General features: G+C 75.8%; 12 protein-coding genes. 9 read left to right on the top strand and 3 right to left on the bottom strand.

Features of this window, described 5'->3' with window-relative positions; all coding sequences use genetic code 11:
* Nucleotides 1-191: 191 nt before the first annotated feature.
* Nucleotides 192-1,583, bottom strand: a complete 1,392-nt coding sequence (locus LPA54_RS27970) for a metallopeptidase TldD-related protein (RefSeq protein WP_228982750.1) — start codon at nucleotides 1,581-1,583, stop codon at nucleotides 192-194.
* Nucleotides 1,580-3,103: a TldD/PmbA family protein gene (locus tag LPA54_RS27965; RefSeq protein WP_228982748.1), complete on the bottom strand. Its 1,524-nt coding sequence runs from the start codon at nucleotides 3,101-3,103 to the stop codon at nucleotides 1,580-1,582. Before LPA54_RS27965 ends, LPA54_RS27970 begins: the two co-directional genes overlap by 4 nt.
* 145 nt (nucleotides 3,104-3,248) lie before the next feature.
* Here LPA54_RS27965 and LPA54_RS27960 point away from each other — a divergent pair, with 145 nt between their 5' ends.
* From LPA54_RS27960 to LPA54_RS27940, 5 genes are all read left to right on the top strand, one after another.
* A complete protein-coding gene (locus tag LPA54_RS27960; RefSeq protein ID WP_228982746.1) occupies nucleotides 3,249-9,200 on the top strand; it encodes an ATP-binding protein in 5,952 nt (1,983 codons plus the stop codon).
* On the top strand, nucleotides 9,197-10,744 hold the full coding sequence (locus tag LPA54_RS27955) for a hypothetical protein (protein ID WP_228982745.1): 1,548 nt from the start codon (nucleotides 9,197-9,199) through the stop codon (nucleotides 10,742-10,744). Before LPA54_RS27960 ends, LPA54_RS27955 begins: the two co-directional genes overlap by 4 nt.
* 108 nt (nucleotides 10,745-10,852) lie before the next feature.
* Nucleotides 10,853-11,572, top strand: coding sequence for a 3-oxoacyl-[acyl-carrier-protein] reductase (gene fabG / locus LPA54_RS27950; protein ID WP_228982743.1), 720 nt, complete (start codon nucleotides 10,853-10,855; stop codon nucleotides 11,570-11,572).
* 5 nt (nucleotides 11,573-11,577) lie between these two features.
* Complete coding sequence (gene fabI / locus LPA54_RS27945; RefSeq protein WP_228982742.1) at nucleotides 11,578-12,345, top strand: enoyl-ACP reductase FabI; 768 nt, start codon at nucleotides 11,578-11,580, stop codon at nucleotides 12,343-12,345.
* Between the two features lie 209 nt (nucleotides 12,346-12,554).
* Nucleotides 12,555-12,848: a hypothetical protein gene (locus tag LPA54_RS27940; RefSeq protein WP_228982843.1), complete on the top strand. Its 294-nt coding sequence runs from the start codon at nucleotides 12,555-12,557 to the stop codon at nucleotides 12,846-12,848.
* Here LPA54_RS27940 and LPA54_RS27935 read toward each other — a convergent pair.
* Nucleotides 12,808-13,497, bottom strand: coding sequence for a FadR/GntR family transcriptional regulator (locus LPA54_RS27935; RefSeq protein ID WP_228982740.1), 690 nt, complete (start codon nucleotides 13,495-13,497; stop codon nucleotides 12,808-12,810). The two genes, LPA54_RS27940 and LPA54_RS27935, sit on opposite strands and share 41 nt — an antisense overlap.
* A gap of 109 nt (nucleotides 13,498-13,606) precedes the next feature.
* Here LPA54_RS27935 and LPA54_RS27930 point away from each other — a divergent pair, with 109 nt between their 5' ends.
* The 4 genes from LPA54_RS27930 (at nucleotide 13,607) to LPA54_RS27920 (ending at nucleotide 16,029) form a co-directional block, all read left to right on the top strand.
* Complete coding sequence (locus LPA54_RS27930) at nucleotides 13,607-14,875, top strand: MFS transporter (protein WP_228982842.1); 1,269 nt, start codon at nucleotides 13,607-13,609, stop codon at nucleotides 14,873-14,875.
* A 17-nt stretch (nucleotides 14,876-14,892) separates the two neighbouring features.
* Nucleotides 14,893-15,009, top strand: a complete 117-nt coding sequence (locus LPA54_RS42490) for an SGM_5486 family transporter-associated protein (RefSeq protein ID WP_257375343.1) — start codon at nucleotides 14,893-14,895, stop codon at nucleotides 15,007-15,009.
* Between the two features lie 161 nt (nucleotides 15,010-15,170).
* Nucleotides 15,171-15,365, top strand: a complete 195-nt coding sequence (locus LPA54_RS27925) for a hypothetical protein (protein ID WP_228982738.1) — start codon at nucleotides 15,171-15,173, stop codon at nucleotides 15,363-15,365.
* Nucleotides 15,366-15,510: 145 nt separating this feature from the next.
* Entirely contained in the window at nucleotides 15,511-16,029 is a 519-nt protein-coding gene (locus LPA54_RS27920) for a histidine phosphatase family protein (RefSeq protein ID WP_228982736.1), read from the top strand.
* The last annotated feature ends 59 nt before the right edge of the window (nucleotides 16,030-16,088 follow it).

The following is a 16,088-nucleotide window of genomic DNA, read 5'->3' as shown; positions in this document are numbered from 1 at the left end:
CCGGGCCGCCGGTGCGGCGATCATGCCGCCCACCAGCGGCGCCCGGCCCGCAGGGCTCCCACGGCGCCGGCCCGGGCGGCCCTGCCGGGCCGGCCCGGCAGGCACCCACCGGGCCGACCCCGGCGCGGTCGGAGCCGGGCCCCGGCGCGGTGGGAGCCGGGCTCCCGCGGGGTGGGAGCCGGGCCGCCGCGTCACACGCCCTGGCTCACCGAGCTCATGTGGAAGTCCGGCACCCGCAGCGGCGGCATCGCGGCGCGGGTGAACCAGTCGCCCCACTCGCGCGGCAGCGTCCGCTCGGTCCGGCCCGCCTCCGTGACCCGCCCCAGCAGGTCCACCGGCGACTCGTTGAACCGGAAGTTGTTCACCTCGCCGACCACCTCGCCGCCCTCCACCAGGTACACGCCGTCCCGGGTCAGCCCGGTCAGCAGCAGCGTCGCCGGGTCCACCTCGCGGATGTACCACAGGCAGGTCAGCAGCAGCCCGCGCCCGGTCGCCGCGACCATCTCCTCCAGCGACCGGCCGTCACCGCCGTCCAGCACGAGGTTGCCCGGGCCCGGCGCGACCGGCGAACCGGTGAGCCCGGCGCTGTGCCGCGTCGTGACGAGGCGCTCCAGCCGGCCCTCCCGGATCCAGTCGACCGGCTCCAGCGGCAGCCCGTTGTCGAACACCGACGCGTCGTCGCCCGAGGAGTGCGCGATCACGAACGGCGCCGACTCCAGGCCCGGCTCCGCCGGGTCGCTGCGCAGCGTCAGCGGCAGCGGCGACAGCCGCTCCCCGACCCGCGTCCCGCCGCCCGGCCGCGCGAAGACCGTCCGGCCCTCCGCCGCGTCCCGGGCCGCCGCCGACCACTGCTGGTAGATCAGCAGGTCCGCTACCGCCGTCGGCGGCAGCAGCGTCTCGTACCGCCCGGCCGGCAGCTCCACCCGGCGCCGTGTCCAGCCGAGCCGCCGCGCCAGCTCCTCGTCCAGCGCCAGCGGGTCCACGTCCCGGAAGTCCCGCGTGACCCGGCCCGCCCACGCCGAGCGCGCGCGGTCCGGCGACTTCGCGTTGAGCTCCAGCGTCCCGTTCGGCTGGTCGTGCCGCAGCCGCAGCCCCGTCGACGTGCCCAGGTACGTGGAGGTCAGCTCGTGGCTGGCGAACCCGTACAGCTCCCGGCCGCCCGAGCGGGCCCGGGCGAAGGACTCGCCCAGCGCGGGCGCGAAGTCCCCGAACACCGCCGACGAGGTCTCGGCCGGCGCGCCCTCGAAGTCCGCCGACGCGGGTACGTCCGCCACCAGCGGCTGGGCGTCCTCGGCGGGGCCCGCCGCGCGCGCCGCCGCCTCGGCCGCGCGTACCAGCGGCTCCAGCTCGTCGGCGGTCACCGCCGACCGGGACACCACGCCCGAGGCCGTGCCCCGGGCCCCGTCCACGGTCGCGACGACCGTGAGGGTGCGGCCGCGGGTCACGCCGTTGGTCGTCAGGGCGTTGCCGGCCCACCGCAGGTTGGCGGAGGAGTGCTCGTCGGCGATGACGACGCACCCGTCGGCCCGGGACAGCTCCAGGGCGCGCTCGACGGTCTCGTGGGGCTTGCTGACGCGACTCACCGGCCGGCCTCCTGCGTGGTGTTCAAGATGGTGACGCCCCGGAACAGGGCGGACGGGCAGCCGTGCGACACCGCCGCGATCTGCCCCGGCTGGGCCTTGCCGCAGTTGAACGCGCCGCCCAGCACGTACGTCTGCGGCCCCCCGACCTTCTCCATCGAGCCCCAGAAGTCCGTCGTCGTCGCCTGGTAGGCGACGTCCCGCAGCTGCCCGACCAGCCGGCCGTTCTCGATGCGGTGGAAGCGCTGGCCCGTGAACTGGAAGTTGTACCGCTGCATGTCGATCGACCAGGAGCGGTCGCCGACCACGTAGATGCCGCGCTCCACCCCGCCGATCAGGTCCTCCGTCGACAGGCCGCCCGGATCCGGCAGCAGCGACACGTTCGCCATCCGCTGCACCGGCACGTGGCCCGGGGAGTCCGCGAAGGCGCAGCCGTTGGAGCGGCCCAGGCCCGTCAGCCGCGCGATCCGCCGGTCCAGCTGGTACCCGACCAGCACCCCGTCGCGCACCAGGTCCCACGACTGCGCCTCGACGCCCTCGTCGTCGTACCCGATCGTCGCGAGCCCGTGCTCCGCCGTCCGGTCGCCCGTCACGTTCATCGCGGGGGAGCCGTACCGCAGCGAACCGAGCCGGTCGAGCGTCGCGAACGACGTGCCCGCGTAGGCCGCCTCGTAGCCGAGCGCCCGGTCCAGCTCGGTGGCGTGCCCGATCGACTCGTGGATCGTCAGCCACAGGTTCGACGGGTCGACGACCAGGTCGTACGTGCCCGCCTCCACGCTCGGCGCGCGCATCTTCTCGGCGAGCAGCTCGGGGATCCGCTCCAGCTCCGCGTCCCAGTCCCAGCCGCTGCCCGTCAGGTACTCCCAGCCGCGCCCCGCCGGCGGCGCCAGCGTCCGCATCGAGTCGAACTCGCCCGTCGACGCGTCCACCGCCACCGCCGTCAGCTGCGGGTGCAGCCGCACCCGCTGCTGCGTGGTGACCGTGCCGGCCGTGTCCGCGTAGAACTTGTTCTCGTGGACGGTGAGCAGCGAGGCGTCCACATGGGCGACGCCGTCCGCCCGCAGCAGCCCGGCGCTCCACTCGGCCAGCAGCCCGCTCTTGTCGGCGTCCGGCACGGTGAACGGGTCGATCCCGTACGAGGAGACCCACGTCCGGTCCGCGTGGACCGGCTCGTCCGCCAGCTCGACGCGCTCGTCGCTCCCCGCCGCCGCGATCACCCGCGCCGACAGCTGAGCCATCGCGACCGCCTGCGAGGCGACCCGGGCCGCGGCGTCCATGGTGAGGTCGACGCCCGAGGCGAACCCCCACGCCCCGCCGTGCACCACCCGCACCGCGTACCCGAGGTCCGTCGTGTCCGAGGACCCGGCCGGCCGCGCGTCCCGCAACCGCCACGACGCGCTGCGCACCCGCTCGCAGCGGAAGTCGGCGTGCTCCGCGCCGAGCGCCCTGGCCCGCGCGAGCGCCGCGTCGGCCAGCGCCCGCAACGGCAGCGCCAGGAACGCCTCATCGATGTCATGGGCCACAGGCGGCCTTCCTTTCCGAGGTGACGGGGGTCCGTCGACGTCACTACGCGGAAGTGAAACACGGGGCCGCCCCGAACGCGGCAGGTGGCGGACCAACCGGCGACTTCGGGCCACGTCGCGTGAGGCGCCCTGGCATCATGTCGCCATGCAGGGGTGGGGAGTTGAGTTCCGCTCGTGGCTGGGCTCGCTCGACGAGCCGCGGTTGCGCAGGCTGCTGACGTGGCACCGGTGCCTGCGTCGCCGCAGCTGCGCCCACGACCGCCGGCAGCACCCGCCCCCGGTGGTCACCCGGCGGGAGGCGGCCCAGGCGCGGGTGTGGATCACCCGGGCGACGCCGCGGCAGCTCCACGGCATGGCCTTCTGCGGACTGCACTGGGCGGTCGACGCGCTCCGCCACGACCACGGCTTCACCGACGAGGCGCTGCGCACCCCCACCGACGGGCAACTGCACGCCATGCTGGCGGCGCTCGACCCCACGATCGCCCGGTGCGCGTTCCACGCCCTGCTGGCGGCCGACCCGGAGACGACGAGTGCCGCCGCGCTGGTACGGCTGCGGCCCGACGCCCTGCGCGCCGCCGCCGACCGCGAACCACCGGCCCGCGGGCCGTCCGCCCGCAGCCCCTCGGCCTCCGACCTCTCGCCTCGCACCCCTTCGGCCTGTGGCCCATCGCCCCGTGGACAGGAGACCGACGCACCCGTGGAACCCACCACCCAAGACCTCGGCGGCCTCACCGCCGACCTGCGCACGGCGGGCGTCGGCCTGGCCGAGGCGCTGCGCGCGGCGGCCGAGGCCGTCGCCTCCGGCCGTCACCCGGATCCGGACCCGGTCGCCGCGGAGGAGCTGGACCGCTGGTGCCGGCTGCGCGCCCACGTCGCCGCGCGCGTCGCCGCCGAGGGCGGCGCCTGGCCGCAGGACGCCCCGTACGACGCCCTGGAAGAGGAGCTCGACCGGCTCTCCCGGGCCCGCGCGGAGCGCGAGGAGGCCCTCGCCGCCCTGCGCGGCAAGGCCGCCCGGTACGAGGAGCTGGTCGAGACGGCGGGCGACGAGGAGGAGGCCGCCACGCTGGCCGGCCTGCTGGAGCGGGTGCGCGCCCGGATCGCCGAGCTGGAGTACCCCGGCGCGGCGGGCCGCGCGGCTGCACCCGGGCAGACCACCGCCGCCGCGCCCTCCGGCGTACCGGACGTCCCCGGGCCGCAGGCCCCGCCCGCCGCGCCCGAGCCGGAGCCGGAGCCGGCGACCCCGACGGCCGGTACGACCGGGGCGGGGCCGACCGCGGAGCCGCCCGCCGCCCCGACCGCCGCCCCGCCCGCCGCGCCGGAGCCGCCCGCCGCGCCGGAGCCGGTCGCGGAGCCGGCCGCGGAGCCGGAGCCGGCGGGGGGCCCGGAGCCGGTGGCCCTTCCCGCGCGGCCCACCGCCCCGGAGCCGATCGCGGCTCCGAAGCAGTCCGCCCATCGGGAGCCGGTCGCCGTCGTGGAGCCGCCGGTCGTCCGCGAGTCCGTGTCCGAGCCGCCCACCGCGACGGAGGCGCCTCCCGCCGTCGCCACCGTCCCCGCGCCCCGCCCGGCGCCCGCGCCCGCCGCCCCCACCACCCCTGCCGCCTCCGCCACCTCCACCTCCACCTCCACCGTCCCCACCGCCCCTGCCGCGCCCGTCGTCGACGACGAGCCCTGGCCCGACTGCGTACCCGACGCCGACTGGGACCCCCGGGCGCCCTGGGACACCGGGCGCCGCGCCCCGGTCGTGGAACTGGTGCGCGGCGGACGCCTGGCGGAGGCGTACTGGATGACCGCGGCCTCGGCCGAGCCCCCGGTGCGCGCCCGCGCCCTCGCCTTCGCGGCCGCCGCGTTCTCCTGCGCCGCCGAGTCCGAGGCCACACCCGTCCAGATCACCCACGACATCGACCCGCTGGAGCTGGGCGAGGACCGCGAGGCGTACCTGCTGGCCGTCGTCGCCGCCCTGCGGGCCGGGCTGACCGCGCGCTGGCCGCACGCCCTCGTCAGCGGCTTCACCATGCCCTCCGGCCTCTCCGTCCCCTGGCAGGGACTGCTCAACGAGCTCGTCGCCGCCGTCCGGGACTGCCGCACCTTCGAGCCGGGCGCCCTCCCGAGCGACGGGGACGGACAGGGGCAGCTCACCCCCGAGGAGGTCGGCGAGGCGGCCAGGACCCTCCTGGAGGACCTCCCGCGCCGCAAGATCAAGTACCAGCGGGCCTCCCGCGTCCTGCAGTACCTGTGCGGTCCGTCCGGCGAGCTGGGCGGGGCGCTGCGGGCGGTGGCCGAGTGGGCGGAAGGGCCCGGCGACGCCACGGCCTTCCGCGCCCTCGCCGACGCCCTGCGCGACACCGCGTACGTCGACGGCCTCATCGAGGAGGGCGACAGCCGCTTCCGCACCCCCAAGCAGGCCAAGGAGTCCATCCACTCGGGCGCCCTGCGCCAGCTGCACGCCGCCGCCCGCGCCGTCGGCGACCTGCTCGTGAAGGCCGACGCCGTCGCCGCCGGCGCGGCGGCCAGGGCCCGGGCGGCCGAGGCCGGCCTGCCCGGCATCGCCCGCGCGCTGAAGGAGCTGAAGGCCGACGCCGAGCACACCGGCGTCGGCGGGGCCGCCCTGGGCCTGCTCCGCGACTGGCTCACCGGCGGGCTGCCGCAGCGCGCGGGCACCTGGAGCGCCGCCCTCGCGGCGGACGGCGCCCCGACCCCGGCACCGGACTGCCTCCTCACCCTGCCCGAACTGCCGAGGACCGCCACCGGCGAGCCCGACCTCGGCGACCCGAGGACCGCCCGCAGGCTCGCCGCGGTCCTCGCGCCCAGCACCCCGGAGGACGCCCTCACCCGGTACCTCGACCGCGGTGACCTGCACCTCGCCCGCGCCCTGGTCCGGCTGGTCGAGGAGGACTCCGACAGCCGCGCGCAGACCGAGCCCGACTGGTGCGAGAGCGCGGCCCGGCGCCTGCGCGAGGCCGAGGACGCCTGGCGCAGGAAGGTCTCCGACCGGCACCGCCAGGCGGAGGTCCTGCTCGCGCAGATGCGCACCCTCAACCAGCTCGCGCCCGACCAGGAGCGGGAGTTCACCGGGCGCCTCCAGGAGTTCGCCGACGGGGACGGCTCCGGCCGCTACCGCCACGCCACGGCCCGGCTGCACAGCCTGGAGGAGGAGCTCGCCGGGCTCGTCGACGCCTCGACCCGCCGCCTCCGCGAGGACCTGGAGGGTCTGCGGTACACCCCCGAGCGGCCGCTGTCCGAGACCGACCACGACCGCATCGCCCGCCTCGTCGACGAGGGCGACACGGTCACCGCGCAGGAGTTCCTCTCCCTCGTCCGCAGCGGCGAGAAGCTCCCCGACCGGCCCGCCGACGACGGCGCCGAACTGGCCGCGTTCCTCTCCGGCCTGACCGGCCGCGGCAGCCCGCCGCCCGGCGGCGACGGCGTCCACGCCGGCTGGTGGGTCTCCCGCTACGGCTCCGGCACCCCGCTCACGCCCGCCGCCGAACTGGGCCTGGAGTCCTGGCGGGCGCTGTGCACCAAGCGCGGCCGGAACATGGAGTGGCAGCAGCACGTCCCGCGGGTGCTGCGCCTCCTGGGCCTCGAACCGGTCGGCCAGCTCCACTCCGACCGCGCCGGCGACGGCATGCGCCGCCTGCGCATGCGGGCCACCGTCGCCGAACGGGCCGGGTACGTCGCGGCGCTCGGCTCCCGCGCCACCTCCTACACCGTCCTGCTCATCTGGGAGGAGCAGCGGGCCGACGGCCCCCTCGCCCACCTGGAGGACGCCGACGTCGACGCCAACATCGTCCTGTACCTGCACCCCCTCGGCGCGGACGGCAGACGCGGCCTCGCCGAAGCGGCCCGGTCCGGCGCGCAGCAGGCCCTCGTCGTGGACCCCGCCGTCCTCGGCTGGATGGCGGCCCGCGCCCCGGGCACCTTCCGCGCCCTCCAGCGGGTGACGCTGCCGTGGACGGCGTACAACCCGTACACGCCGTTCGTCGCCGGACTCGTCCCCCCGGAGGTCTTCTACGGCCGGGACGACGAGATGCGGGAGGTGATGGACCAGAACGGCGGGCTCTTCCTCTACGGCGGCCGGCAACTCGGCAAGTCGGCGCTGCTGCGCCGGGTCGCCGAGCTGTTCCCCAGCCGGTCCGAGACGAACGTCGCCGTCTACCTCGACCTCCTCAAGGCCGAGATCGGGCAGGCCGAGTCGCCCGACCAGATCTGGAGCCTGCTCGCGGACGACCTCAAGCGGCGCGGCGTCTTCGCGCCCCGCCTGTCGGAGCGGGCGGGGCCGGAGGTCGTCGCCAAGCGGATCCGCGACTGGCTGGAGGAGGACGACTCGCGCCGCGTGCTGGTCCTCGCCGACGAGGCGGACGCCTTCCTCACCGCCGACTCGCGCCGCACCTTCCGGGCGGGCGGGGAGTCGACCTTCCCCAACGTCAAGCGGTTCCAGCAGCTGATGGAGCACACGCACCGCCGGTTCAAGGTGGTCTTCGCCGGCCTCCACCAAGTGCAGCGCTTCGGCCACCTGTCCAACGTGTCGACGGCGCACGGCGGCCCCGACGTGCTCGTCGGCCCGCTCAAGCAGCACGCCGCCGTCCGCCTCGTCACCGAGCCCATGGCCGCCCTCGGCTACGTCTTCGCCCGGCCCGAGCTGGTCTGGCGCATTCTCGCCATCACCAACTACCAGGCCAACCTGGTGCAGATCTTCTGCAGCGAACTGGTCCGCACCCTGCACGCCCGGCCGCACGACGACCCCGGCCGCCCCACCCTCGTCACCGAGGAGGACGTGCAGGAGGTCGCCGCCTCGGAGATCGTCCGGCGCCGCCTCGCCGAGCGGCTGCGGTTCACCATCAACCTGGAGGACCGCTACCGCGTCCTCGCGCTGGTCATCGCCCTGCGCAGCCTGGAGGACGGCTACCGCGGCGACTACACGGCCCGCCAGCTCCTGGAGTGGGCGAGGGAGGCGTGGCCGCAGGGGTTCGAGCAACTCGCCGTGAAGCAGGTGGAGATCTTCCTGACGGAGATGGTCGGCCTGGGCCTGCTCATCCAGTTGGAGGACCGCTCCGGCTTCGCCGTCCGCAGCCCCAACGTCGTCAACATGCTCGGCACCCGCGAGGAGCTGGAACTGGAGCTGCGCGAGACCGAGTTCGGCCTGCCCTACGACTACAACCCGCGGGCCGCCCGCCGCCTCCTCGGCCGCGACCCGCGCAACCGCCTCCAGCGCTACAGCCCCCTCACCGAGGGCCAGCTGCACGAGGCCGCGCAACCCGGCGTCACCGTGATCGGTGCCACCGACCTCCACCGGCCGCAGCTGATGTTCACGGCCGCGTCGGCGTTCGCCGAGGCCCGCGGGGTCGAGGTACTGCACCCCGGCCCCGAGGACGACCTGCGGCAGGTGCTGAAGGACGCCCGCCGGCTCCGCAAGAACTATGTCCTCCTCCTCGACCTGCGCGGCCGGGGGGAGCAGGAGTTGCGCGCGCCCCTCAGCCAGTGCGTCGAGCACGCCGGGCCCGCGGCCGACAAGATGGACCGGCCCGCCGTCGGCCGCAAGGGCTCCGACAACCGCTCCGTCCTCGTCCTCGCCGACGCGGCCGCCGTCGGCGCCGTACGCCTCTCGCCCCCGGAGGACGAGCTGCCCGTACGGTTCCTGCGCCCCGAGCGGTGGACGGTGGACGCGCTGCGGGCCTGGCCCGAGTGCCCGTTCGTCTCCCGTGAGGAGCGCGGCCGGCTGGTGGCGGCGACCGGCGGCTGGGGGCAGTGGACGGAGGTGGCCGTCGAGAGCGTCACGCAGAACGGCGCCACCCTCGACAGCGCCCTGGAGTACGTCCGCACCGCCATCGGCAAGCCGGCCAACGTCGAGGCGCACCTGCGCCAGTCGGGGCTCGACGCGCGGGACGTGGACCTCCTGGAGACGTGGAGCGGTTACATCGAGGAGGGACAGGGCGTCCCCGTCGACGACGTGCAGGCGGCCGTCGGCCTGCCGGCGCGGGAGACGGAGGCGTGGCTGGCCCGGCTGGACGCGCTCGGTCTGGTCGACGAGAACCCCGAGGGCCTGGCCCTGGACGCCGTGACGTTCCGGGCGGTGCGCGCGCGGGGCGCCGGGCGGTGACCGGGACCGACGGGGCGGACGCGCTGCCCCTGCTGCCGGGGGCGCGCGCCCAGATCCGGCGCATCGCCGCCGACCTGGAGGGCGGTCTGCACTGCCTGTGGCTGCTGCCGGACACCCTGGTCGCCTCCGGTCAGGGCGACGAGCTGTACCGGGCGGTGCTGCGGACCCAGCCGGACCGGCTCGACCTCCCGGGCCCCGCCGTGCCCGGCCCCGGGCCCGCCTCGGAGTACGGACCCGGACCCGGACTCGGGCTCGAACCCGGACCCGGCGTGGGCGGGGGCGCCGCCGGTGGGTCCCCGCCCGGGCCGCCCCCCGCCGACCTGCCGGTCCTGGAGGGCTACGACGACGGGTTCGACATCGGCTGGCAGCCCGTCGTCCCCCGCCCCCGCGCCCCCGCCCCGCGCCGAGGGGAGGACCCCGCGGACCTCGTCGCCCGGCTCGCCAAGGAGCTCTCCGTGGCCCCGGGGGAGGTCCTGGCCAGGCTCACCGACCGGTCCGCGCACTGGCGGCCCGTGATCGGCGTGCGCGCCTGGCAGGAGCCGGCGCCGCGGGCCGCGCCCGGGCGGGCCCCCGAGCGCGGCCGGGACGTGGCGCGGCTGGTCCGCTCCCTCACCGCGGCCGTCAAGGAGGCCGGCCTGCCGCTGGACCGGCGTCCGCGCCTCCTCGTCCTGGCCCGCGCGTCCGACCTGCCGGCCGCCCTCCCCGACGAGTCGGAACTGGACCTGGGCGCCGCCGCCGTCCACTGGTGGTGGGGGACCGTCGGCCGCCTCGACGCCGCGACCGTCGTCGCCGAGGCCGCCGACGACCGCGCCGCCCGGCCCCGCCCCGGCCCCGGCGGGGCGCTGCGCGAACGGATCAGGCGCGCCGTGCGCGAGGAGATCATCGCGGAGGTGAGCGGCCCGGACCTCGCGCTCGCCCGGCGCCTGGCCTCCCACTGGGACGGCTCCGACCGCACGCTCGACCGCTGCCTGCGCGACAGCCTCGACCCGGACCTCGGCCGCCTCGCCGCCGCCTGCCGGTCCGTCGCCGGCGAGGCGGTGGCCGGCCACAAGCCCGGCTCCGCGCTGCGCGACGCCTGGTCCCGGGGCGCCGTCCAGGCGTGGGAGGGACGGTTGCGCCACCATCCGGCGGGCTGGTACGCCGACGGCCCCGAGCACCGCCCGGACGAGCTCACCGCCCTCGTCGGCCACGCCCAGCAGCGCGTCCTGCTGCCGTGGATCGAGGAGGTGCGCCGCCGCCTGGCCCGGCTCGCGCCCGCCTGGGCGTCCCGGCCGGTGGCGCAGCTGGTGGAGGCGTACGTCCAGCGGCCCCCGGCGGACCACCGGACGCGCCCCGAGCGGGCGTTCGAGACCGTCGAGGTGGGGCCGATGCTCACCGCGCACCTGCGAGGCGACCTCGCCCTGCCGCCCGAGGAGGCGCAGCTCCTGCGGGAACTGGTGACCGCGCGGAACGTGCTGTCGCACCGCGGCGTGCTCTACGACGCCCGGCTCCACGCCCTGTGCGACGCCATCGCCGCCGCGGACCGCAGGTGGTTGCGACTGTAGGGATCCGACAGCTGGGGCGGCGAGGCGCTGTGGGGGGCGGATTCGGTCGATGCGGCGTCGTGGCGATAGTTTCGACGGGTACCAGACCGCTATCGAAAGGGTGATCCGATGAGCCGCTCGGTTCTCGTCACCGGAGGCAACCGGGGCATCGGCCTCGCCATCGCCCGTGCTTTCGCCGACGCCGGCGACAAGGTCGCGTTCACCTACCGGTCCGGCGAGCCGCCCGCCGAACTCGTGGAGCTGGGCTGCCTGGGCGTGCGCTGCGACATCACCGACTCCGAGCAGGTGGAGACCGCCTACAAGGAGATCGAGGAGAAGCACGGTCCCGTGGAGGTGCTCGTCGCCAACGCCGGCGTCACCCGCGACCAGCTTCTGATGCGCATGTCCGAGGACGACTTCACCGCCGTCCTCGACACCAACCTCACGGGCACCTTCCGCGTCGTCAAGCGGGCCAACCGCGGCATGCTGCGCGCCAAGAAGGGCCGCGTCGTGCTCATCTCGTCCGTCGTCGGCCTCCTCGGCTCGGCGGGCCAGGCCAACTACGCCGCCTCCAAGGCCGGCCTGGTCGGCTTCGCCCGGTCGCTCGCCCGGGAACTCGGCTCCCGCAACATCACCTTCAACGTCGTCGCACCCGGTTTCGTCGACACCGACATGACCAAGGTCCTCACGGACGAGCAGCGGGCGGGCATCGTCGCCCAGGTGCCGCTGGGCCGCTACGCGCAGCCGGAGGAGATCGCCGCGGCGGTCCGCTTCCTCGCGTCCGACGACGCCTCGTACATCACTGGAGCCGTCATCCCCGTTGACGGCGGATTGGGCATGGGTCACTGAGTCACATGAGCGGAATTCTCGACGGCAAGCGCGTCCTCATCACCGGTGTGCTGATGGAGTCCTCCATCGCGTTCCACACCGCGAAGGTGGCCCAGGAGCAGGGCGCCGAGGTCATCCTGACCGCGTTCCCGCGGCCCACCCTGACCGAGCGCATCGCCCGGAAGCTCCCGAAGCCGGTCAAGGTGATCGAGCTCGACGTCACCGACGACGAGCACCTGGCCCGGCTGGAGGGCATCGTCCGCGAGGAGCTCGGCGGCCTCGACGGCGTCGTCCACTCCATCGGCTTCGCCCCGCAGGACGCCCTCGGCGGCAACTTCCTCAACACGCCGTTCGAGTCGGTCGCCACGGCGATGCACGTCTCGGCGTTCTCGCTGAAGTCCCTGACGATGGCCTGCCTGCCCCTGATGGAGGAGGGCGGCTCGGTGGTCGGCCTCACCTTCGACGCGCAGTTCGCCTGGCCGCAGTACGACTGGATGGGCCCGGCCAAGGCCGCCCTGGAGGCCACCAGCCGCTACCTGGCCCGCGACCTCGGCGAGCGGAACGTCCGCTGCAACCTCATCTCGGCCGGCCCCCTCGGCTCGATGGCGGCCAAGTCCATCCCGGGCTTCGGCGACCTCGCCAAGGTGTGGGACGAGCGCTCCCCGCTCGCCTGGGACATGGGAGACCCGGAGCCGGCGGGCCGCGGCGTCGTCGCCCTGCTGTCGGACTTCTTCCCGAAGACCACCGGCGAGATCGTCCACGTCGACGGCGGCGTCCACATCATGGGTGCCTGACGCTCCGTACCCACACCCCGCCTGACCTGGCATTACCTCGACGAGGCCGCGCGACCGTCACCCGATCGGCGCGCGGCCTCGCCGTGCGTGCGGCAGACTGGTCGAGCCGGCCGGCCCCGCCGCCCGGCGTACGGGGAGGAGGTGCGGCTGTGCTGACGAGACACCACCGGACGGCGGCCCTGGCCGCCGCCTCGCTCCTGGTCCCCGCCCTGCTGGCGGGCTCCGCCGCCGCGGCGGACGACCCCGACGGGCGGGACGGCGCGACCTGCCGCACGGCGGTCGAGGGCTCCCGCGTCACCGCGTACTGCCACAATCCCCATCCCCGCACCGACCACGTGCGGCTGCACGTCGAGTGCGCCCGCTGGTGGGACCTCGACGCCGACAGCGCCTCCGTCGCGGTGCCGCCCACCGCCTACGTCGAGGTGACCGAGCGGTGCTGGAAGGAGGTCCGGTCGGCGTGGATCAGTCACGCGTCCGTTCCGGACCCGGGCCCCGGCACGTGAACGGGTAGCCGGCGGCCTCCGCCCCGGCCGTCTCCGCGTCGCCCGCGCGGATCGCCTCCACCAGCCGCGCGTGGTCCATGTGGTGCTCGGGCCGCAGCTCCCCGCCCACGTCGTCGCGGAGCCAGGCGCGCAGCAGGTGGCCGAGGTCGGCGTAGAGCTCGCCCAGCACCTCGTTGTGCGAGGCCGCCACCACCGCGAGGTGGAAGGTCGCGTCCGCCGCCACGAACCGCTCGGCGTCCCCCGACTCCCACGCCTCCTCGCGCCGCGCGAGCAGCGCGTCCAGCTGCTGGAGGTCGCGGTCGGTGCGGCGGGCCGCAGCCAGCCGGGCGGCCGACGACTCCAGCGTCGAGCGCACCTCGGCGACGTGCTTCGGATCGGCGTCCGCGAACCGCCGGTGCATCACCCCGGCCAGTTCGCTGGTCGCGACGACGTACGTGCCCGAGCCCTGGCGGATGTCCAGCAACCCGTTGTGCGCCAGGGCGCGCACCGCCTCCCGGACGGTGTTGCGGGCCACGCCCAGCTGCTCCACCAGCTCCGGCTCGGTGGGGATGCGCGAGCCGACCGGCCACTCGCCCGAGGTGATCTGGTTGCGCAGCTGCGCGATCACCTGGTCGGAGAGTGCGGACCGCCGGGGCGAGCTGAGCGCCATGGTTCTTCCCGTCTCGTTCGTGATTGGACAACCAATCATCCCATGATTCTATGATGGGGGTATGCCCGACGAGCCGCACGCCCCGACCCGCAGCACCGTACCCACCGCGATGCGCCCGGAGGCCGCCCCGCCGGCGCCCTCCTCCGCCCTCGCGGCCGCCGACCCCGCCCCCGCCGGCGGCGTCTGGCTCGCGCGGCTGCTCGTCGTCGGACTCGTCCTGGCCGCCCTCAACCTCCGCCCCGCCATCACCAGCCTGGGCGCCCTCCTGGAGGAGGTCCGCACCGGCCTGGGCATGAGCGGCAGCGTCGCCGGCGTCCTCACCTCGGTGCCGCCCCTGTGCTTCGCCGTCTTCGGCCTCGCCGCCCCGCGTCTGGCCCGCCGCTTCGGCGCCGCGGCCGTCGTCTGCGCGGGGATGGTCGCCATCGCCGCCGGCATGCTCGTCAGGCCCTTCGCGGGCGGCACCGCCGGCTTCCTCGCCGCGAGCGCCCTCGCCCTCGTCGGCATCGCCCTGAGCAACGTGCTGATGCCGGTGATCGTCAAGCGGTACTTCCCCGACCGGGTCGGCACGATGACCGGCCTGTACTCCATGGCGCTGGCCGTCGGCACCTCGCTGGCCGCCGCGGTCACCGTGCCGCTCACCCAGGCCCTCGGCGGCAGCTGGCGCACCGGCCTCGGCGTCTGGGCGGTCCTCGCCGTCCTCGCCGTACTGCCCTGGACGGCGATCGCCCGCGCCCGCCGTGCCACCGCCGGTACCGCCACCGGCCCCGCCGCGGGCGCCCCCGTCGAGGGCGCCGCCGGGCCCCGCGTGGCCCGCAGCCGCACGGCCTGGGCCCTCGCCTGCTTCTTCGGCCTCCAGGCCACCGGCGCGTACATCACCATGGGCTGGCTGCCGCAGATCTTCCGCGACGCGGGCGTCCCCGCCGGCACGGCCGGCGTCCTGCTCGCCGTCACGATGGTCATGGGCGTCCCGCTCGCCTTCGTCATCCCCCGCGTGGCCGGCCGGATGCGCCACCAGGGCCCGATCGTCGTCGTCCTCGGCCTCTCCGGCCTCGCCGGGTACGCGGGCCTGCTCACCGCCCCGGTGTCCGGGGCCTGGCTGTGGGCGGTCCTGCTCGGCGTCTCGAACTGCGCCTTCCCGCTCGCCCTCACCATGATCGGCATGCGCGCGCGCTCCGGCACCGGCGTCGTGCGGCTCTCCGCCTTCGCCCAGTGCGTCGGCTACCTGATCTCCGTCCCCGGCCCGATCCTCGTCGGCGCGCTGTACCAGCACAGCGGCGGCTGGACCGCGCCGTTGACCCTGATGGCGGCCCTGATCGTGCCGCAGATGGCGGCCGGCGTGCTCGCCGGACGGGACCGGACCATCGAGGACGAGGCGTGAGGTGCGAGACTGGCACCATGCCTGTGCTCGATCCGAATCCCCAGAACGGCCAGAAGAAGCTCCTCGCCGTCTTCGGCGCGATGCTCGCCATCGGTGTGGTCATCGGCGTGATCGCCTCGATCGCCTCACCCTGACGGACGGATGGTGGGGCCCGCCCCGCCATCCCCTAGGGGGAGACCGTCAGGGTCCTATGGGTGGATCACCCGATGGGCCTCCCGCCGCGCGGTCCGTAGCGTGGTGCGCACCCCGCACCAGCACGCTCCACCACGACCCCGCGACGACGACGGAGGCGGCCATGTCGGCCCGTACGCCCACCCGCACACCCGGCGCCGTCGACGCGCGGCTGCCCTGGTGGGCCCTCGCCCTGCCCGTCGCGGCCTTCGCCGCGCTCCTGCTCCTCGCCACCGGCCCGGGACGGACCCACGCGTCCGGCGGCGAGCCCGCGGTCGGCCGGATCGCCCAGCAGATCCAGCACACGCTGAGCCGCTGAGTCGCGCCGCCGAGTCGCCGGGTCACCGGCCGCCGGGGTGCCCCGCCCGGTGCGTCACCCGTGCAGCCGGGCCGCCTCACCCGTGCAGGTCGGCGCCGGTCAACACCCTGCGCCCGGCGGGCCGTTTCATGCGAAGCTGGGGGACATGAGCGTCGATACATCCCGCAGGATCGTGTTGCTCCGGCACGCCAAGGCCGAATGGGCCCAGGAGTCCGACCACGAGCGCCCGCTCGCCGACCGCGGCCGCAAGGACGCCCCCGTGGCCGGACGCTGGCTCGCCGGGGCGGGGCTCGTCCCGGACCTGACCCTCTGCTCGACCGCCGTGCGCACCCGCGAGACGTGGAAGCTGGTCGTCTCCGAGCTGCCCCAGCGCCCCAGGACCGTCTACGACGAGCGGATCTACGAGGCGTCCCTCGGCGAGCTCATCGCGTTGCTGAACGAGACGGACGACGAGGTGCGCGACCTCCTGCTCGTCGGCCACAACCCCGGCGTCCACGCCCTCGCCGACGCGCTCGCGGGCGAGGCGGAGGGCGACCTCCTGCCCCGTATGAACCGCAGCGGCTTCCCCACCTCGGCGGTGGCCGTCCTCACCTTCGACGGCTCGTGGAAGAGCGTCGAGCACGGCGTCGGCTGGCTGACCGCCTTCTGGGCCCCCCACGCCTGACCCGCACCGGCCGGAGGGCGACGGCGGCGGCCCGGACACCCCCGCGGGTGTCGGGGCCC

The organism is Streptomyces sp. DH12 (assembly GCF_020873895.1).
Taxonomy (GTDB): domain Bacteria; phylum Actinomycetota; class Actinomycetes; order Streptomycetales; family Streptomycetaceae; genus Streptomyces.
The sequence above is the reverse complement of the archived record's forward strand: the minus strand, read 5'-3'. Positions and strand labels throughout refer to the sequence as shown.